This window comes from Allokutzneria albata (assembly GCF_900103775.1).
Lineage (GTDB): Bacteria > Actinomycetota > Actinomycetes > Mycobacteriales > Pseudonocardiaceae > Allokutzneria > Allokutzneria albata.
This window is the reverse complement of record NZ_LT629701.1, coordinates 1,799,050-1,817,116: the sequence shown is the minus strand read 5'-3', so window position 1 is coordinate 1,817,116 and position 18,067 is coordinate 1,799,050. Positions and strand designations below refer to the sequence as shown.

General features: G+C 70.1%; 16 protein-coding genes. 4 read left to right on the top strand and 12 right to left on the bottom strand.

The genetic code is table 11. The features are described from left to right. Nucleotides 1-55 precede the first annotated feature (55 nt). A complete protein-coding gene (locus BLT28_RS07995) occupies nt 56-514 on the top strand; it encodes a MarR family winged helix-turn-helix transcriptional regulator (RefSeq protein WP_030433012.1) in 459 nt (152 codons plus the stop codon). Nucleotides 515-528: 14 nt separating this feature from the next. Next, nucleotides 529-1,311 carry a MerR family transcriptional regulator gene (locus BLT28_RS07990; RefSeq protein WP_030433011.1) on the top strand — a complete coding sequence of 261 codons (783 nt, stop codon included), beginning with the start codon at nt 529-531 and terminating at the stop codon, nt 1,309-1,311. On the opposite strand, the gene BLT28_RS07985 is transcribed toward BLT28_RS07990, so the two are convergent. Continuing rightward, the gene (locus BLT28_RS07985; RefSeq protein WP_030433010.1) at nt 1,298-2,188 is read right to left on the bottom strand and encodes a carbon-nitrogen hydrolase family protein; all 891 of its coding nucleotides are present in this window, start codon (nt 2,186-2,188) and stop codon (nt 1,298-1,300) included. The genes BLT28_RS07990 and BLT28_RS07985 overlap by 14 nt on opposite strands. 27 nt (nt 2,189-2,215) lie before the next feature. On the opposite strand from BLT28_RS07985, the gene BLT28_RS07980 reads away from it, so the two are divergent. After that, nucleotides 2,216-2,611 (top strand): NUDIX hydrolase, encoded by a 396-nt coding sequence (locus BLT28_RS07980; protein WP_030433009.1) that lies wholly within the window; start codon nt 2,216-2,218, stop codon nt 2,609-2,611. Here BLT28_RS07980 and thrS read toward each other — a convergent pair. The 4 genes from thrS to BLT28_RS07960 form a co-directional block, all read right to left on the bottom strand. Beyond that, nucleotides 2,571-3,767, bottom strand: coding sequence for a threonine--tRNA ligase (gene thrS / locus BLT28_RS07975; protein WP_030433008.1), 1,197 nt, complete (start codon nt 3,765-3,767; stop codon nt 2,571-2,573). The two genes, BLT28_RS07980 and thrS, sit on opposite strands and share 41 nt — an antisense overlap. Nucleotides 3,768-4,296: 529 nt before the next feature. Beyond that, nucleotides 4,297-5,682, bottom strand: coding sequence for a dihydrolipoyl dehydrogenase (gene lpdA, locus BLT28_RS07970; protein ID WP_030433007.1), 1,386 nt, complete (start codon nt 5,680-5,682; stop codon nt 4,297-4,299). Between the two features lie 10 nt (nt 5,683-5,692). Next, nucleotides 5,693-6,220, bottom strand: a complete 528-nt coding sequence (locus tag BLT28_RS07965) for an AAA family ATPase (protein ID WP_407638797.1) — start codon at nt 6,218-6,220, stop codon at nt 5,693-5,695. A gap of 130 nt (nt 6,221-6,350) precedes the next feature. Continuing rightward, nucleotides 6,351-6,698, bottom strand: a complete 348-nt coding sequence (locus BLT28_RS07960) for a TFIIB-type zinc ribbon-containing protein (RefSeq protein WP_081900763.1) — start codon at nt 6,696-6,698, stop codon at nt 6,351-6,353. A 123-nt stretch (nt 6,699-6,821) separates the two neighbouring features. On the opposite strand from BLT28_RS07960, the gene BLT28_RS07955 reads away from it, so the two are divergent. Further along, nucleotides 6,822-9,335 (top strand): DEAD/DEAH box helicase, encoded by a 2,514-nt coding sequence (locus tag BLT28_RS07955; RefSeq protein ID WP_030433004.1) that lies wholly within the window; start codon nt 6,822-6,824, stop codon nt 9,333-9,335. 80 nt (nt 9,336-9,415) lie between these two features. Here BLT28_RS07955 and BLT28_RS07950 read toward each other — a convergent pair whose 3' ends face one another. From BLT28_RS07950 to BLT28_RS07920, 7 genes are all read right to left on the bottom strand, one after another. Beyond that, the gene (locus BLT28_RS07950; protein ID WP_030433003.1) at nt 9,416-9,829 is read right to left on the bottom strand and encodes a hypothetical protein; all 414 of its coding nucleotides are present in this window, start codon (nt 9,827-9,829) and stop codon (nt 9,416-9,418) included. A gap of 160 nt (nt 9,830-9,989) precedes the next feature. Beyond that, nucleotides 9,990-10,334: a histone-like nucleoid-structuring protein Lsr2 gene (locus BLT28_RS07945; RefSeq protein ID WP_030433002.1), complete on the bottom strand. Its 345-nt coding sequence runs from the start codon at nt 10,332-10,334 to the stop codon at nt 9,990-9,992. A gap of 313 nt (nt 10,335-10,647) precedes the next feature. Next, nucleotides 10,648-12,513 (bottom strand): protein kinase domain-containing protein, encoded by a 1,866-nt coding sequence (locus tag BLT28_RS07940; RefSeq protein WP_030433001.1) that lies wholly within the window; start codon nt 12,511-12,513, stop codon nt 10,648-10,650. Nucleotides 12,514-12,610: 97 nt separating this feature from the next. Beyond that, nucleotides 12,611-12,982 (bottom strand): hypothetical protein, encoded by a 372-nt coding sequence (locus BLT28_RS07935; RefSeq protein WP_081900762.1) that lies wholly within the window; start codon nt 12,980-12,982, stop codon nt 12,611-12,613. Nucleotides 12,983-12,999: 17 nt separating this feature from the next. Further along, nucleotides 13,000-13,986, bottom strand: a complete 987-nt coding sequence (gene meaB, locus BLT28_RS07930; protein WP_030432999.1) for a methylmalonyl Co-A mutase-associated GTPase MeaB — start codon at nt 13,984-13,986, stop codon at nt 13,000-13,002. Next, nucleotides 13,986-16,187: a methylmalonyl-CoA mutase gene (scpA, locus tag BLT28_RS07925; RefSeq protein WP_030432998.1), complete on the bottom strand. Its 2,202-nt coding sequence runs from the start codon at nt 16,185-16,187 to the stop codon at nt 13,986-13,988. The genes meaB and scpA overlap by 1 nt, the downstream gene beginning before the upstream one ends. Next, nucleotides 16,187-18,013: a methylmalonyl-CoA mutase family protein gene (locus BLT28_RS07920; RefSeq protein WP_030432997.1), complete on the bottom strand. Its 1,827-nt coding sequence runs from the start codon at nt 18,011-18,013 to the stop codon at nt 16,187-16,189. The genes scpA and BLT28_RS07920 overlap by 1 nt, the downstream gene beginning before the upstream one ends. Nucleotides 18,014-18,067 lie beyond the last annotated feature (54 nt).

Sequence of the window (18,067 nt, the reverse complement as noted above, 5' to 3'; positions counted from 1 at the left end):
GCGTGACGCAATGTTTGCGTCGCACAACCTATTTGGACGATCGGGTCGTGTCAACATGACGAACAAGGACGAGCTGATCACCGAGGTGATCGACTCCATGCCGGACTGGGCGGTGGCCCTGGTGCAGCTCAACGCGCTGATCGCGGACCGGATGGGCGTGGTCACCTCGGACCTGCACTGCCTGCACGCGCTCAACCACCACGGCCCGGCCACCCCCGGGGTCCTGGCCGAGCGGGTCGGCCTCAGCCCCGGCGCGGCGTCCCGGATGGTCGACCGGCTCGACGCCGCCGGGTGCATCCGCCGCGTCCCCGACCCGAAGGACCGCCGCCGCGTGCTCATCGAGCCCACCGAGGAAGGCCTGCGGCGCGCCGACCGCTACTACGAGGGCCTGGCCGCGCGCACCCGCGAGGACCTGGAACGCTTCCCCGTCGAGCACGTCGGCGCGATCAAGGAGTTCCTCGCCGCGACCCGCGTCAGCACCGTCGCCGAACTCCAACGCCTCCGCGACCACTAGACCGGACTGGTCCCATGCCCGACGAACTGTTCCCGATCGGCCGCTTCGCCCGGCTCTGCCGGCTCAGCGTCAAGCAGCTGCGCCACTACGACGACCTCGGGCTGCTCCGCCCGGCCCACGTCGACCCCGGCAGCGGCTACCGCTACTACACCCGCGACCAGACGCGCGCGGCGCTGACCATCGGGCTGCTGCGCACGCTCGACGTGCCGCTCGCGGCGATCGCCGATCTCCTCGCGGGCGACGAGCAGACCCGGCAACGAGTGCTGAGCGGGGAACGCGACCGCATCGACGCCCAGCTCCGCCGCCAGCACGCCGCACTCCGCGGTGTCGAACGCCTGATGCGTGAAGGCTTGGAGCGCAGGGACATCAGCCTCTCCCACGAACCCGCGCTGCGCGTCGCGGTGCAGCGCGGGAGCTGCACGCCGGAGGACATCGGCCGCACCTACGGCGACTGCGTCACCCGCCTGCTCGCCGCGGTCGACGACGTCCAGGGCCCGCCGATGGGGCTGTACCCGCTCGACCTCACGCCCGCACTGGAGGTCGCCGCCGCGGTACCCACGCAGGCGAGCCCGCCCGGCGTGGACATCGAGACCCTCCCGGCCACCCCAGCCGCCGTGATCGTCCACATCGGACCATTCGAGGAACTTTCCCTTACCTACAACGCGGTTCTTGCCTGGATCCACGAACACGGGCACACGCCACAGGGGCCCGTCCGTGAGACCTACCTCAGCGACCCGGCGACCACCGAGTCCGAACGGTTCATCACCCGCGTCGCCGTCCCCGTCACCGCGATGTGAACGTCACCGCCGGACGCGGGGTCTCGTCGACGGTGAGCGTGAAGACGTCAGGGCGCGCGTAGTGGCCGGTGACGTCGAAGTCGTAGCGGGCACCGGCCAGCGCTCCGACGTCGATGGCGGCGGTGACCAACCCCTCCTCCCCCGTCAACGGCCCGGCCAGCACCTCACCGAGCGGGCCTACGACCACACTGCCGCCGTTGATCCGCGAGCCGGGCAGCGACGGCTCCTCGGGCTGGTACTGGCACGCGCTCACCACGAAGCACCGGCCCTCCACCGCGATGTGCCGCATGGTGGACTGCCAGACCTCGCGATCGTCCACAGTGGGCGCACACCAGAGCTGAACTCCCTTGGCGTACATCGCCGTCCGCAACAACGGCATGTAGTTCTCCCAGCAGATCACCGCACCGGCCAGCCCCGCCGCGGTAGGTACGACGGGCAGCGTCGACCCGTCGCCCTGCCCCCAGATCAACCGCTCGGCCGCGGTCGGCATCAGCTTGCGGTGCTTGGCCACCACCCCCGCCTCCGGGTCCAGGAACACCGCCGTGCAGTACAGCGTCGAGCCCGCTCGCTCGATCACTCCGACCACCAGCGACACCCCGGTCCGCGCGGACAGCCCGGCCAGCTCGGCGATCTCCGGGCCCGGCACCTCCACCGCGCGGGAGAAGTACTCGGCGAACTCCTCGCGTCCCTCCGGCAGCCGGTACCCGACGCGCGTCCCGAACGACGACCCCTTCGGGTAGCCGCCGAGCAGCGCCTCCGGGAGCACCACCACCGCCGCACCCGACTCCCGCAACCGCTCCTCGTAGCCGAGGACCTTGTCCACAGTTGCCGCTGTGGAAACACAAGACCCGAGTTGCAGCGCCCCGACGACCGTCATCCGTCCACCGTCCCTACCATCGCCACCATGACCATCGACAAGATCGCATGGATCCACCTGGACGCGGGACGCATCCTGTCCACCCGCTCCCGCGGCAAGGACACCTTCTACCTCCCCGGCGGCAAACGCGATCCCGGCGAGAGCGACATCCAGACCCTCATGCGCGAGATCGCGGAGGAGCTCACCGTCGCCATCGACCCCACCAGCGCCGTGCACCTGGGCACCTTCCAGGCCCAGGCGCACGGCCACCCTCCGGGCGTCGAGGTCCGGATGACCTGCTACACCGCCACCTTCACCGGCACCCTCGCACCCAGCAGCGAGATCGACGAGATCATCTGGCTCGGCTACGCCGACCGCGACCGCGTCGCCCCGGTCGACCAGATCATCTTCGACCACCTGCACCGGGCCGGGCAGCTGCGCTGATCCGCGCCAGCACCTCGGCGACCGGCGCCGGGTCCCACTTCCCGCCGTCGCGCGACCGCACCGACGCCTGCCCCGCAGCGGCCTCCCGCGCGCCGATGACCACCTGGAACGGCACCAGCCGCGCCGCACGCACCCGCGCACCGAGACTGCCCCGCTCCGGCCCCTCCACCACCATCCGCAGATCGGCCGACCGCGCGAACTCCTCCGCACACGGCACCTCCGCCGCCGACACCGGCAGCACCACGACCTGGGTCGGCGCCAGCCACGCGGGGAACGCGCCACCATGCAGCTCGATCAGGTGCGCCACCACCCGTTCGAGGCTCCCGATGACGCTCCGGTGCACCATCACCGGCCGGTGCTTCGCCCCGTCCGGGCCCACGTAGGACAGGCCGAACCGCCGCGGCTGGTGGAAGTCCACCTGAACGGTCGACAGGGTGGACTCCCGCCCCGCGGCGTCGGCGATCTGAACGTCGATCTTCGGACCGTAGAACGCCGCCTCCCCCTCGACCGCCTCATAGTCCACATCGGACAGAACCCCGCGCAGCACCTGCTCCGCCCGCCGCCACAGCTCCGGATCGGCCACGTACTTCCCGTCAACGCCGGGCAACGACAACCGGTACCGCACCGGCGCGATCCCCAGCGCCGCGTGCGCCTCCCGGACCAGCTCCAACGCCGCCCGCGCCTCCTCGGCCACCTGGTCCGGGGTGCAGAACACGTGCGCGTCGTTGAGCTGGATCGCCCGCACCCGGCTCAACCCGCCGAGCACCCCCGACAACTCCGCCCGGTACATCCCGCCCAGCTCGGCCATCCGCAACGGCAGATCCCGGTAGCTGTGCGGCCGCGCCCGGAACATCACCGCGTGGTGCGGGCACAGGCTCGGCCGCAACACCACCTGCTCACCACCGAGATCCATCGGCGGGAACATGTCCTCCCGGTAGTGCGCCCAATGCCCCGACAGCTCGTACAACTCCCGTTTGCCCAGCACCGGCGAACACACGTGCCGATACCCCGCCCGCCGCTCCAGGCCGCGGACGAACTCCTCCAGCACGTGCCGCACCACCGCGCCGTCCGGCAACCAGTACGGCAAACCCGCACCGATCAATGGATCGGAGTCGAACAGGTCCAGCTCGCGGCCGAGCTTGCGGTGGTCGTGCACGGCGGTCTCCTCGCGGAAAGGTGAGGCGAGTGACCACAAGACGAAGCCCCGGGGCACTCGCCCCGGGGCTTCGTATCAGACAACGGTCAGCGCGCCGGGACGGGATCCGGCGTCGTCGTCACCAAAGCGCGCTGCATGCGGCAGACCATAGCAGCGTCAGAACTGGCGGTGGTAGGCCTTGTACGCGAACCACGACCTGACGATCCCACTGCACAGCGCATAGACCACGAACCCCGCCGACGCCAGCAGGATGATCACCAACGGCTCGCGATCAGGAACTGCCGCCCCCACTCCAGGCCGCGCATCACCCCGACCGCCGCCCAGAGCACCGCGGCGACCAACGCCGCCATCACGGTCAAACCCGTGACGAGCCCGTCGTCGACGCGCTGACCGGTCGAAGACGTCGGCCGCGGCCACCACCACCAGAACGGCGCCTGCCACGACCTGGAAGCAGGCGAACCCCAGGACGAACTTCAGTACGCGAGGCACCCCGGCACCATAAGCCCACCCGCCCGGGACCCCTCCCGCCTCACATGTTGATCATGTGACCGGCCAGGCCGTGGATGGCCTCCTTCACCGCCTCGCCCAGCGTCGGGTGCGCGTGCACGTTGCGCGCCACCTCGTGCACCGTCAGGTCCCACTGCTGCGCCAGCGTCAGCTCCGGCAACAGCTCCGTCACCTCCGGCCCGATCAGGTGCGCACCCAGCAGCTCCCCGTGCGTGGCATCGCTGATGATCTTCACGAAGCCCGCGGCGTCCCCGAGCCCGTGCGCCTTCCCGTTCGCGGTGAACGGGAACTTCGCCACCCGGACGTCGAAGCCCTTCTCCCGCGCCTGCGCCTCGGTCCACCCGAAGCTGGCGATCTGCGGCTGGCAGTACGTCGCCCGCGGGATCATCACGTAGTCCAGCTCCATCGTCTCCGCGTCGGCGATGGTCTCCGCCGCGATGACCCCCATCGACTCCGCGGCGTGGGCCAGCATCAGCTTCGCCGTCACGTCACCGATGGCGAAGATGTGCGGAACACTCGTCCGGCACCGGCCGTCGATGTCGATCGCACCGCGCTCGGTCAACCGCACCCCGGTCCGCTCCAGGCCGTAGCCCTCCACCCGCGGCACGAACCCGATCGCCTGCAGGACCTTGTCGGCCTCCAGCACCCTCTGACCGTCCTTCGTGGACACGGTCACCCGCACATCACGACCGGTGTCCTCGATGGACTCCACCTTCGTCGAGGTCAGCACCTCGATGCCCAGCCGCCGATACCGCTTCGCCAGCTCCGCCGACACCTCGGCGTCCTCCAGCGGGACCATCCGATCGGCGAACTCCACGATCGTCACCTTGACGCCGTAGTTGTGCAGCACGTACGCGAACTCGACCCCGATCGCGCCAGCACCCGCGATCACGATGCTCTCCGGCAGCTGCTCGCTGAGGATCTGCTCCTCGTAGGTCACCACCCGCGGCCCCAGCGCCGTCCCCGGCAGCAACCGCGTCGTCGCCCCCGCCGCGATGACGCAGTGGTCGAACCGCACCACGTCTGACCCGACCCTGATCGAGTTCGCGTCCAGGAACTCGCCCCGCCCGGTGAACTGGGTGATCGAGTTCTTCTTCATCAGGTAGTGCACGCCCTTGACGCGCCCGTCCGCGACCTTGCGGCTGCGCTGGAACGCCGCCGAGTAGTCGAAGGACACCTGCCCGTCCACCCGGATGCCATAGGCCTTTGCCTCATGCTGGAACAGGTGCACCAGCTCGGCGTTGCGCAACAGCGCCTTCGAGGGAATGCAGCCCACGTTGAGGCAGACCCCGCCCCAGTACCGCTCCTCGATGATCGCCGTCCGCAGTCCCAGCTGGGCAGACCGGATCGCGGCCACGTACCCACCCGGGCCAGCGCCCAGAACCACGACGTCGAAGTGAGTGCTCATGCACAAGACCCTATGCGGGTGACTCCCCGAGCGCCTGAGCCAACCCCAAGGTCTTCGCCACCCACGAGCACACCGCGTCCACGGTCTCGGCCACCGGAACACCCGTGGTGTCCAGCAACCCCACCGGCGGAGACAACGACGCACCCTCGTCACGCAGCCACTGCGCGTACTCCAGCGTCTCCGCGATCCGCGGCTCCGACCACCCGCGCCACGCCGGCCGCCGCCGCAACCGCTCCGCCAGCACCTCCGGCTCGCACATCAACGCCAGGTAGTGCACATCGGCGAACAACGCCCGCTCCGGCAACGGCTCGAACTCCGGCGGCACCACCGTCCCGCACAACAGCACCGGCCGCCCGTTCTGCTGGATCATCGAGATCACCCGCAGCCACGTCGACCGGAACGCCCGATGGTTCTCCGCCGGATCACGCAGACCGTCCACCCACAGCACGTCCTGCTCCAGCACCACGACATGCTCGGACAGGCGCGCCGCCAACTCCCGGCACACCGTCGACTTCCCCGTGCCACTCGGCCCGGTCAAGCACAACAACGGCAACCGGTGAAAACCCCGCCGATGACCGCAGTCCGCACAGACCACCACCGCAGGGGACCCCTCGACGCGCGGGACATCGGTCCGAGCCCCGCACGCCGGGCAGATCAACAAGTTCACATCAGTCGAACAGCTGGTCGAAGAAACTCTTCTTCTTCTTGTGCCCGTACGGCCGGGGCGAGTCGTGGTGCCCACCGTGGTACGGACGAGGCGAATCGTGGTACCCGCCCCGGTACGGCCGCGGCGAATCGTGGTGCCCGCGGTAGGGCCTCGGCGAATCGTGGTGACCCGGGTGCCCACCGGCGTAGGGCGGAGGCGGCGCGGCGTTGTAGTAGCGCTGCTCGGCCGCCGCGATCTGCTCCAGCTCCCCACGATCGAGGAAGATGCCCCGGCAGCCGGTGCACTGCTCGATGTGGACACCCTGGCGATCCACGGTCTGCATCACGTTCTGACACTTGGGACAAATCACCACATCAACATACACAGATGCGAGCCCGGTACGCGATCTTCACAACCGGCTCCCGACCCCGCCGGGCGGATCTCCGACCCCGCCACACGCCACGCCGGACGACCAGGCACGATCGAGGGCACCATGACGCTCACCGACCAACTCCCCGGCAGCGCCGACCCCGACGCGCTCTTCGACGCCTTCACCACCTGGACCACCGGCCAGGGCATCGAGCTCTACCCGGCCCAGCAGGAAGCCCTCATCGAGATCGTCTCCGGCGCCAACCTCATCCTCAGCACCCCCACCGGCTCCGGGAAAAGCCTCGTCGCCGTCGGCGCCCACTTCACCGCCATGGCCAACGGGACGCGCAGCTTCTACACCGCGCCCATCAAAGCCCTGGTCTCGGAGAAGTTCTTCGCGCTCTGCGACACCTTCGGCCCCGCCAACGTCGGCATGCTCACCGGGGACTCCAGCGTCAACTCCGACGCCCCCATCATCTGCTGCACCGCGGAGATCCTGGCCAACATCGCCCTCCGCGACGGCGCGGACGCCGACGTCGGCCAGGTCGTCATGGACGAGTTCCACTTCTACTCCGAACCCGACCGCGGCTGGGCCTGGCAGGTCCCCCTCCTCGAACTCCCCCGCGCCCAGTTCGTCCTCATGTCCGCCACCCTCGGCGACGTCCGGCGCTTCGAGACCGACCTGACCCGCCGCACCGGCAGGCCCACCGCCGTCGTCGCCAACACCGAACGCCCCATCCCCCTGCACTACCGCTACGCCATGACCCCCCTCCAGGAAACCCTGGAGGAACTGCTCGCCACCCAGGGCGCCCCCGTCTACGTCGTGCACTTCAGCCAGGCCGCCGCACTCGAACGCGCCCAGGCCCTGATGAGCATCAACGTCTGCACCAAGGCCGAGAAGGCCGCCATCGCCGACCTCATCGGCAACTTCCGCTTCACCGCGGGCTTCGGCAAGACCCTCTCCCGCCTGGTCCGGCACGGCATCGGCGTCCACCACGCCGGCATGCTCCCCAAGTACCGCCGCCTCGTCGAACAACTCGCCCAGGCCGGACTCCTCAAGATCATCTGCGGCACCGACACCCTCGGCGTCGGGATCAACGTCCCCATCCGCACCGTCGTGCTCACCGCGCTCAGCAAGTACGACGGCGTCCGCACCCGCCACCTCAAAGCCCGCGAGTTCCACCAGATCGCGGGCCGCGCCGGGCGCGCGGGCTACGACACCGCGGGCACCGTCGTCGTCCAGGCCCCCGACCACGACATCGAGAACGAACGCGCCATCGCCAAGGCGGGCGACGATCCCAAGAAGAAGCGCAAGATCGTCCGCAAGAAGGCACCGGAAGGCTTCGTCTCCTGGGGCAGACCCACCTTCGAACGCCAGATCGCCGCCGAACCCGAACCGCTGACCTCCACCTTCAAGGTCAGCCACGCCATGCTGCTCAACGTGATCAACCGGCCCGGCGACGCCTTCACCGCCATGCGCCACCTCCTCGAGGACAACCACGAGGACCGCCCCACCCAGCGCAAGCTCATCCGCCGCGCCATCGCCATGTACCGCGGCCTGCTCGCCGCGGGCGTCGTCGAACAGCTCCCCGAACCCGACGAGGAAGGCCGCCGCGTCCGGCTCACCGTCGACCTCCAGTTCGACTTCGCCCTCAACCAGCCGCTGTCCCCGCTCGCGCTCGCCGCCATCGACCTGCTCGATCGCGAGTCCCCCTCCTACGCCCTCGACGTGGTCTCGATCATCGAGTCCATCGTGGAGAACCCGCGCCCGATCCTGTCCCAGCAGCAGTTCAAGGCGCGCGGCGAGGCCGTCAACAAGATGAAGGCCGAGGGCATCGAGTACGAGGAACGGATGGCGCTGCTGGAGGACGTCACCTACCCCAAGCCGCTGGCCGACCTCCTCGAAGCCGCCTACAACATGTACCGCCAGGGCCACCCCTGGGTCGCCGACCACGAACTGCAGCCCAAGTCCGTCGTCCGCGACATGTACGAGCGCGCGATGACCTTCGTCGAGTACGTGTCCTACTACCAGGTCGCCCGATCCGAGGGCCTGGTGCTGCGCTACCTCGCCGACGTGTACAAGGCCCTGCGGCACACCGTCCCCGACGAGGCCAAGACCGACGAGCTGACCGACATCATCGAATGGCTCGGCGAACTCGTCCGCCAGGTCGACTCCAGCCTCCTCGACGAATGGGAACGCCTGCGCAACCCCGAGGACGACGAAGAGGGCATCCGCCCCGAGCCCGCCGAGGACACCGGCCCGCCCCCGGTCACCGCCAACGCGCGCGCCTTCAAGGTGCTCGTGCGCAACCAGCTGTTCCGCCGCGTCGAACTCGCCGCCCGCCGCAACTACTACGAGCTGGGCGAGCTGGACAAGCACGCGGGCTGGGACGCCGACGCCTGGCGCGACGCCGTCGAGGCGTACTTCGAGGAGTACGACGAGATCGGCACGGGCGCGAACGCCCGCGGCCCGGAGATGCTCCAGATCACCGAGGAGCCCGAGCGCTGGATCGTCCGGCAGACCTTCGACGACCCGGACGGCAACCGCGACTGGGGCATCGTCGCCGAGGTCGACCTCGCGGGCTCCGACGAGGAAGGCACGGCGGTCATCTACGTGACCGGCGTCGGCGAGTTCTGACCCCAGCGCCTACGCACCCAATGCGGCATTCGTTACGTCAGACGTAACGAATGCCGCATTGGGTGCATCACCCCACCGGGTCAGCGCGGGCCGCGTTCGACGGTGTCGTTCACCACCTGGAGCAGCCGGAAGACCTTCGCGTCACCGCCGACGTCCGGGTGCCACTGCCGCGACGCCGAGCGGTAGGCCGGCTTCGGGTGCAGGAACCAGAGCTTGTCCCCGCTCAGCTCGGCCATCAGCAGCCGTGCGTCCACATAGGACAGCGGTGTCAGCGGCGTGATCCGGTCGAAGATCGCGTGCAGCCGCTCCAGCCGCTCCCGGCGCCTGCGATCGCGCCCCAGCTCCACGCGCTGCCCCGGCTCGGCCCTCGCTCCGCGCCGTGACGCGCCCCGGCAGGCGTCCGAGCACCACCAGAGCGGCATTCCCGACTGCACCAACCGGTTCCGTTCGAGCCCGCACCACGCGCACACGACCCGCGTGACCGGCCGCCTCACTTCCTCATCACCCCGGCATCCTCCCAGGCTCCCGTCCTTGCGCTTTGTGTTGTTGGCTTTTTGGTGAGATTGATTTCACTCGACACTGAAATCATTGAGCTAGTAGAATTCTGTCGACCGAAGAAGGCCCGCTGCCGATCGGCAGCGGGCTCAGCCCAACTCAGGCGCGCGCGGCCTCGAACGCCTCGATCACGTTGCCGGGGATGCGACCCCGGTCGGAGACCTCGTGCCCGTTGGCCTTGGCCCAGTCCCGGATGGCCTTGGTCTCCTCCTTGCTGCGCCCCTCCCCCGCGGCGCGCCTGCCGGTGCCCGACTTGGCCCGGCCACCGATGCGGCGAGCGGCCTCGACAAAGGGAGCGAGCTTGTCCCGCAGCGCGGCCGCGTTCGACTCGTTCAGGTCGATCTCGTAGGTGAGACCGTCCAGGCCGAACTCGACGCGGGAAATGTCACTGCTGGTGCTGCCGTCCAAGTCGTCGATCAGCTGGACGATAGTGCGTTGTGCCATGAGTGCGCCTCACTAGAAAGTGACTGAGCAGGTGTTGGGCGTAACGCTATCAAGCCGTCCCCTGGCATTCACATCCCCGTAGGGGTAAGCGAACTGTGCGCCCGTAAACACGTGACCAACTACGCGGCGATCCCGTTGCGACCCATTCACCACGGCACCTGCCTGGAATTACCTGGACACCCTGCGTCAGCGGCGCGACCGGCAACCGCTCACCCTATGGGCACCAATGGCCGCACTCACCGCGACACGCGGACCACTCCCATTGAGAGACCGAATTCGCGCAGGCTCGGCGGCCGTGCGCCGGGCAGGCGGGTCACCGCTGGACCAGCGCGTAGGTCCCGCTCAACGTCCGGACGCCGTCGACGACGACCTCCCTGTCCCCCACCACCCGGATGGTCACCGCGGCGAGCCTGCCGGGCGAGAGGTCCGGTGGACACTCCAGCGTGACCTGGAGACTCGGCACCGCCGGGTCGGTCTGCCCCTGTTTGATGCAGCCCGAAGCGACGTCGTCCCCTCCCGACGGTGATATCGGCACTATCCGAACGAAAGAGTTGTTCACCAGAAGTCGATTGACGTAGCCACCTTCCCGCTTCTGCTCCCAGATGCCTTGAACCGTCTTCGGTGCGACGGACGGCGCGGGTACGTCGACGGGAACTTCGAAGTTGCTGAACCTGGCTTCGACTTCCCCCGACGCGAAGGAGACCAGGCGGCCCCTGTCCTTTTCGACGCTCGCCGTGAAGGGGATCGGCTGCTTCCCCTCCCGGGTGAGCGTGCCGTCGAAGTCGCAGCCGTTCCGGTTGATCGTGGCCACCCTCGGCAGCACGGCTTTCACCGCCTCGATCGGCGCCGCGGCGGCCGCCAGGAGCTTTCCCTTGTCGGAGGCGGGGTCGACCTCGGCCCATTTGTCGGCGCGCCCGGCGTAGAACTTGCCGCCGACAAGGCGTCCCTCCTCATTGGCGGGCAGTGAAAAGCGCACTTCCTTCGCGGAAGGGTCGGCCGCCCCGCTGGTGGTGATCCGCTCCCCCAGCCGCAGCGTGAACTCGTACCCGGCCTGGTCGACCAGGTCCGCGCCGTCGCTGAGCACCTGCGCGGACTGCTTGTCCGCCACGACGTTGTCGCACGTCGCGTCGTCGTAGATCTGCTTCCCGACGTAGCCTCCGCCGACGCCGACCGCCGCGACGACCACGGACACCACCACGACCTTGGTGACCGCTCTTCCCCCGGTCGTCGCAGTCGTGACCGCACCGGCGCTGGTGCCGGTACCGCCCGCGCTGGTCACTCCACCGACGACACCGAGCGTCCCGCTGATGGCGGTGATCAACACGGCGCTGCGCTTCCCCACGCGCGCACTGCCCCGCCCGCCAAGCAGGCTCGGCGCGACCGGTCGCGCGCGGTCCACCTCCGCGAGGTCGAGCCCGATCAGCCAGTCCCGCAGCTGCTCCGCCGTGGGCCGCGCGGCGTCGTCCACGGACACGGCTGCCCGCAGCAGGTCGAGCAGTTCCACCGACACATCAGGAAGACCCGGCAGCTGTTCGCTCCGCAGCGCGAGGTCCATCGGCGCGTCCTGCCACGGCACGGTGCCGCCGAGCACGACGTACAGGGTCACGCCCAGGCTGTAGATGTCCCCAGCCTCGCTTGCCTCAACACGTCCGGCCGAGACGGCGGCGATGTGCTCCGGCGCGGTGTAGACGTCAACCACTCCTGGCGCGGTGAGCCCGGGTGCGGTGGTCCCGAACCCGGCGAGCACCGCACCGTCGTCGATCACCAGGACCGTGCCGGGCTGAACCGCCCCATGCGAGAGCCCCGCCGCGTGCGCCGCGGCCAACGCGTCCGCGATGCCGACGCCGTATGCCTGTGCGGTCCACAACGAGAGCGCCCGGCTGTCGCAGATCCGTGCCGACAAGGTCTCCCCTGTGGCGCACACCAGGTGAGGCCGCCCGTCATGGGTGAGCCCCGCGGAGATCACGTCAGCGATGTTCGGCGAGGCCGCGGCGATGGTGAGCGCGTCGGCCCAGCGCAGGCACTCCGCCCGCTCCTCGTCGGCGACGCGTGAGCGCGCCACGGTCAGCACCGCGTCGCGCCGGGGACCGCGCACGAGGTAGGTGGTGGCGACGGGGTCCTCGTCGATCAGCTCGACGACCTCGAAGCCGGTGGGCAGCGCTCCGTCGGTGTCGCTCATCGGGCTCCTCTCGGCGCTGAGTGGCCATCCCACTACTCAGAGCGACTTCGGAGCGTATCGGGAACGATCACCCGCCCACACCACGACGAGGTTGCGATCAGCCTTCTGCCACGTGGGCGTCCCGGCGGGACAGGGCCTCCGCCAGAGGAATGCCTTCGCGTCGCGCGGCGGCACGGCGGGCGCGCAGCTCGGCTCTGGTGCGCGGCCGGTACTTGGGCTGCTTGCCGCAACCGCAGGGCTCGAAACCCTCGTAGCGCAGTCCTTCTCCCAGCACCGCGGCCACCACCGACCACGCCCGCACGTCGTGGCGGGACGGGGCGGCGAAGTCGTGGCCCGCGCAGCGCATCGGCTCGGAACATGTGGGGCAGAGGTGCTCGCGCCCCTGTTCCGGGTAGTGCCGCTTGAAACTCAGGCGGCACTCGGTGCACACGTAGTGCAGCTTGTAGTGCGCGAACGCGTAGACACACACGAGGGCACCGTACAAGCTCAGCCGCGGAACGCCGCCAGGATTTGCTGTGCGGCCAGTGCTGGGGTCAGCGTGCCCTCGGCGACCTGTTTGTCCAGCGCGGGGCCGATCTCGCGGACCTTGGGGTGGTCGGCCAGCTCCTGGAGCAGCTGGTCGCGCACCATGGTCCACGTCCAGCCGAGGAGTTGCTTGCGCCGCACCGCGTCCAGCGCTCCGGAGGCGGACAGGTGGTCGCGGTGCTGGACGATCTTCGCCCACACGTCGTCGACGCCGGTGTTCTCCAGCGCGCTGCACGTCAGCACGGGCGTGTCCCACCCGTCCTCGCCCATGCGCAGCAGCCGCAGCGCTCCGGCCAGCTCCCGGGAGGCCTTCTTCGCCTCGCGCGCGTGCTCGCCGTCGGCCTTGTTCACCGCGATCACGTCGGCGAGTTCCAGGACGCCCTTCTTGATGCCCTGGAGCTGGTCGCCGGTGCGGGCGAGGGTGAGCAGCAGGAACGTGTCCACCATGTCGGCGACGGTGACCTCGGACTGGCCGACGCCCACGGTCTCCACCAGGACGACGTCGTACCCGGCCGCCTCCATCACCACGATCGTCTCGCGGGTGGCCTTGGCGACGCCGCCGAGCGTGCCCGCGGTCGGCGAGGGCCGCACGAAGGCGCGCGGGTCCACGGCGAGGCGGGCCATCCGGGTCTTGTCGCCGAGGATGCTGCCGCCGCTGCGCGTCGAGGACGGATCGACCGCGAGGACCGCCACCTGGTGCCCCGCGGCCGTCAGCGAGCTGCCCAGGGTGTCGATGAAGGTCGACTTGCCCGCGCCGGGCACGCCGGTGATGCCCACCCTGCGGGCCTTCCCGGAGTGCGGCAGCAGCTCGGTCAGCAGCTCCTGCGCGGCGGCGCGGTGGTCGGCCCTGCGGGACTCCACGAGGGTGATCGCCCGCGCGATCCACGCCCGCGATCCCGCGAGCACCCCTTCCGCGTACTGGCCGACGTCAACCGGTTTCGGAGCCATCAGGCGGCGTGCCCGTGCTGCGCGGAGAGCTGGGCGAGCAGGTCCAGCGCGGCGTCGGCGATCACCGTGCCGGGCGGGAAGATGGCGGTGGCGCCCGCCGCGCGCAGCTCGTCGAAGTCGCCGGGCGGGATCACCCCGCCGACCACGATCATGATGTCCTCGCGGCCCAGGTCGGCCAGCTCCTTGCGCAGCGCGGGCACCAGGGTGAGGTGGCCGGCGGCCAGCGAGGAGACGCCGACGATGTGCACGTCCGCCTCGATCGCCTGCGCGGCGACCTCGGCGGGGGTCTGGAACAGCGGGCCGACGTCCACGTCGAAGCCGAGGTCGGCGAAGGCCGTCGCGATCACCTTCTGGCCGCGGTCGTGCCCGTCCTGGCCCATCTTCGCGACCAGGATGCGCGGCCTGCGGCCCTCGGCCAGCTCGAACTCCTCGGCGGCCCGCCGCGTCCTCTCGATGTTGCTCACTTCCCCGGCCTCCTGCCGGTAGACCCCGGAGATGGTGCGGATCTGGCCCGCGTGCCGACCGTAGACCTTCTCCAGCGCGTCGGAGATCTCCCCGACGGTGGCCTTGGCCCGCGCGGCGTCGATGGCCATGGCGAGCAGGTTCTGGTCCAGCCCCGGCCCCCTGCTGCCGGTGATCGCGGCGTCCGCGGCCTTGGTCAGCGCGCTCAGCGCCTCCTGGCAGGCCTGCTCGTCGCGTTCCTCGCGCAGCCTGCGCAGCTTCTCGATCTGCTGGGCGAGCACGCCCTTGTTGTCGACCTTGAGCACCTCGATGGCCTCGTCGGCGTCGACCCGGTACTTGTTCACGCCGATCACCGGCTGGCGCCCGGAGTCGATGCGGGCCTGGGTGCGCGCGGCGGCCTCCTCGACGCGCAGCTTCGGGATGCCCTCGTCGATCGCCTTGGCCATGCCGCCCGCGGCCTCGACCTCCTGGATGTGGCTCCAGGCGCGGCGGGCGAGGTCGTAGGTCAGCCGTTCGACGTACGCGCTGCCGCCCCACGGGTCGATCACCCTGGTGGTGCCGGACTCCTGCTGCAGCAGCAGCTGCGTGTTGCGGGCGATGCGCGCGGAGAAGTCGGTCGGCAGCGCCAGCGCCTCGTCGAGGGCGTTGGTGTGCAGGGACTGCGTGTGCCCCTGGGTGGCGGCCATGGCCTCGACGCAGGTGCGCGCGACGTTGTTGAAGACGTCCTGGGCGGTCAGCGACCAGCCCGAGGTCTGGCTGTGCGTGCGCAGGGAGAGCGACTTGGGGTTCTTCGGCTCGAACCGGTTGACCAGCTTGGCCCACAGCAGCCGGGCGGCGCGGAGCTTGGCGACCTCCATGAAGAAGTTCATGCCGATCGCCCAGAAGAAGGACAGCCGGGGCGCGAAGGCGTCGATGTCCAGTCCGGCCTCGCGCCCGGCGCGCAGGTACTCCACGCCGTCGGCGAGGGTGTAGGCCAGCTCCAGGTCGGCGGTCGCCCCGGCCTCCTGGATGTGGTAGCCGGAGATGGAGATCGAGTTGTACTTCGGCATCTTCTGCGAGGTGAACGCGAAGATGTCGGAGATGACCCGCATCGACGGCTGCGGCGGGTAGATGTAGGTGTTGCGGACCATGAACTCCTTGAGGATGTCGTTCTGGATGGTCCCGGTCAGCTTCTCCGGGGCCACCCCCTGCTCCTCGGCGGCGACGATGTAGAGCGCCAGCACGGGCAGGACCGCGCCGTTCATGGTCATCGACACGCTCATCCGGTCCAGCGGGATGCCGTCGAAGAGCTGCCGCATGTCGTAGATCGAGTCGATCGCCACGCCCGCCATGCCGACATCGCCCGGGACCCGGGGGTGGTCGGAGTCGTAGCCGCGGTGGGTGGCCAGGTCGAAGGCGACCGACAGGCCCTTCTGCCCGGCCGCGAGGTTGCGGCGGTAGAAGGCGTTGGACTCCTCGGCGGTGGAGAAGCCGGCGTACTGGCGGATCGTCCAGGGCTGGTTGACGTACATGGTCGGGTACGGCCCGCGCAGGTACGGGGTGGCGCCCGGGTAGGTGTTCAGGAAGTCCAGTCCGGCAAGGTCTTCGGCCGTGTAGAGCGGCTGGACCGGGATGCCCTCCGGGGTCTCCCACAGCAGTTCCGCGGGGTCCTGTCCGAGCCGGTCCCGCCACTGCCGGACGCCGGGCGCGGAGCCGCCGCCGAGGTCGAGGTTGCCGAAGTCGGGGATGTGCGGCGCCATCAGAGGGCTCCTGCCTGGCTTAGGGTGGTGCGGAGGACGTCGAGGGCGTCGCAGCCCGCGTACACGTAACTGTCGACTCTCTCCCGCTCCCCCGGTTTCCCGGCGAGCAGCACGGTCCGCGCACCCGCCTCCTTCAGCGCGCGAGCGACGGGTTCGGCGTGCTCGGCGTAGTCCTTGTCGTGCCCGCACAGGCACGCCACCGTCGCCCCGCTGTCCACAAAGGACTTGGCGATCGCGGCGGGGTCGGTGCCCGGTCCGGCCGCGGGTGTCTCGACGCCACCCGCCTGGAACAGGTTGCCCGCGAAGGTCGCCCGCGCGGTGTACGCGGCGACCGTGCCGATCGTCGCCAGGAACACCTTCGGGCGGGTCGGTGCGGCGTCGGCGGCGTCGCGCAGCTGCTCGAAGGGCTCGGCGTAGCGACGACGGGGCAGGCCACCGCCGGGCGGCGCGGGCGCGGCCGGGCGGACCGGCAGCTTCTCGCCCAGGTTGGGGAACTCGCTGACGCCGGTGATCGCGTCCTTGCGGTGGGCGATCCGCTTGAGGCGCTTCGCCCACGTGGCATCGAGCCGCTCGGCGATCTTGCCCGAGCGCAGCGCGGTGACGAACCCGCCCGCGCGCTCGATCTCGGTGAACCAGGCCCACGCGGCGTTGGCCAGGTCGTCGGTCAGCTTCTCCACGTAGTACGAGCCGCCCGCGGGGTCGAGCACGCGCGCGACGTGGGACTCCTCCAGCAGCAAGGACTGCGTGTTGCGGGCGATGCGGCGGGAGAAGTCGTCCGGCAGACCGAGGCAGGCGTCGAACGGCTGCACGGTCACCGAATCCGCGCCACCGACTCCCGCGCCGAAGGTCGCGAGCGTCGTGCGCAGCATGTTCACCCACGGATCGCGCGCCGTCATCATCGCCGACGAGGTGACCGCGTGCTGCCGTTGCGGCTCGTCCGGCGCGCCTGACAACTCCGCGACGCGAGCCCACAACCGCCGTGCGGCGCGGAACTTGGCGATGGTCAGGAACTGGTCGGCGGTGGCGGCGTAGCGGAACTCGATCTGCCGGAAAGCGTCCACAACGGACAGTCCGGCGTCGGTGAGCGCCCGCAGGTAGGCCACGGCCGCGGCCAGGGAGCAGGCCAGTTCCTCCGCGTCGCTGCCGCCCGCGTCGTGGTACGGCAGCGCGTCGACGACGATCGTCCGCAGGTTCGGCGCGCGGTTCGCGTAGGCGGCGATCTCCGCCAGGTCACCGGCCGCGCCGGTCTTCGCCTCGTACCCCAGGGGGTCGAAGCCGAGGTTGCCGCTCGGGTTCTCGGCCAGCGCCAAGAACGCGTCAGCGGCGCGGGCCGCATCCGCCCCCGCGTCCAGGACGACACCCGCGAGGTCGAGGTAGACCCCGTTGAGGGCTTCGCCCAGCTCGTCGATCGGCAGGCCCTGCTCACCGAGGGTCAGCCACAGCGAGGTGACGCCGTTCTCCAGGTCGGCCAGGATCGCGTCGTTGGTCGCCTTGGCGTCGGACAGGCCGTGCCGCTGCCGCACGTCCCAGCCTTCGCGCCGGAGCTGGCCGCCGCGCACGAACGGCGCGAGCCCGGGCACCCCGGCCGCGGGCGCGGGGTCCTCGGCGGTGTAGAGCGGAGCGACGGTGATCCCGTCGTAGGTGGTCCGCGCGAAACGATCCTCGGGCCGCTCGAGTCCCTCAGTGTCCACTCCGGACTTCCGCAGCACACCGGCGACCAGCGCGCGCCAGTCCTCTCGGCTCACCGCCGGGAAGTCGGCGGCCAGGGACAGCTCGTCGGCGCCGATGCTCGACCCCGCGAGCGGATCTTCGGACGGCAGCGTCATGCGGGGGATCGTAGCCACTTCGGCGCAGGCCGGGGTCGATCAAGGTGGTCACTC

Bases quoted from the DNA above. Each gene is read 5' to 3' on its own strand.
- BLT28_RS07945 (WP_030433002.1), bottom strand. From the start codon at position 10,334: ATGGCACAACGCACTATCGTCCAGCTGATCGACGACTTGGACGGCAGC.
- BLT28_RS07990 (WP_030433011.1), top strand. From the start codon at position 529: ATGCCCGACGAACTGTTCCCGATCGGCCGCTTCGCCCGGCTCTGCCGG.
- BLT28_RS07920 (WP_030432997.1), bottom strand. From the start codon at position 18,013: ATGACGCTGCCGTCCGAAGATCCGCTCGCGGGGTCGAGCATCGGCGCC.
- BLT28_RS07940 (WP_030433001.1), bottom strand. From the start codon at position 12,513: ATGAGCGACACCGACGGAGCGCTGCCCACCGGCTTCGAGGTCGTCGAG.
- lpdA (WP_030433007.1), bottom strand. From the start codon at position 5,682: ATGAGCACTCACTTCGACGTCGTGGTTCTGGGCGCTGGCCCGGGTGGG.
- BLT28_RS07985 (WP_030433010.1), bottom strand. From the start codon at position 2,188: ATGACGGTCGTCGGGGCGCTGCAACTCGGGTCTTGTGTTTCCACAGCG.
- meaB (WP_030432999.1), bottom strand. From the start codon at position 13,986: ATGGCTCCGAAACCGGTTGACGTCGGCCAGTACGCGGAAGGGGTGCTC.
- BLT28_RS07955 (WP_030433004.1), top strand. From the start codon at position 6,822: ATGACGCTCACCGACCAACTCCCCGGCAGCGCCGACCCCGACGCGCTC.
- BLT28_RS07995 (WP_030433012.1), top strand. From the start codon at position 56: ATGACGAACAAGGACGAGCTGATCACCGAGGTGATCGACTCCATGCCG.
- BLT28_RS07980 (WP_030433009.1), top strand. From the start codon at position 2,216: ATGACCATCGACAAGATCGCATGGATCCACCTGGACGCGGGACGCATC.
- scpA (WP_030432998.1), bottom strand. From the start codon at position 16,187: ATGGCGCCGCACATCCCCGACTTCGGCAACCTCGACCTCGGCGGCGGC.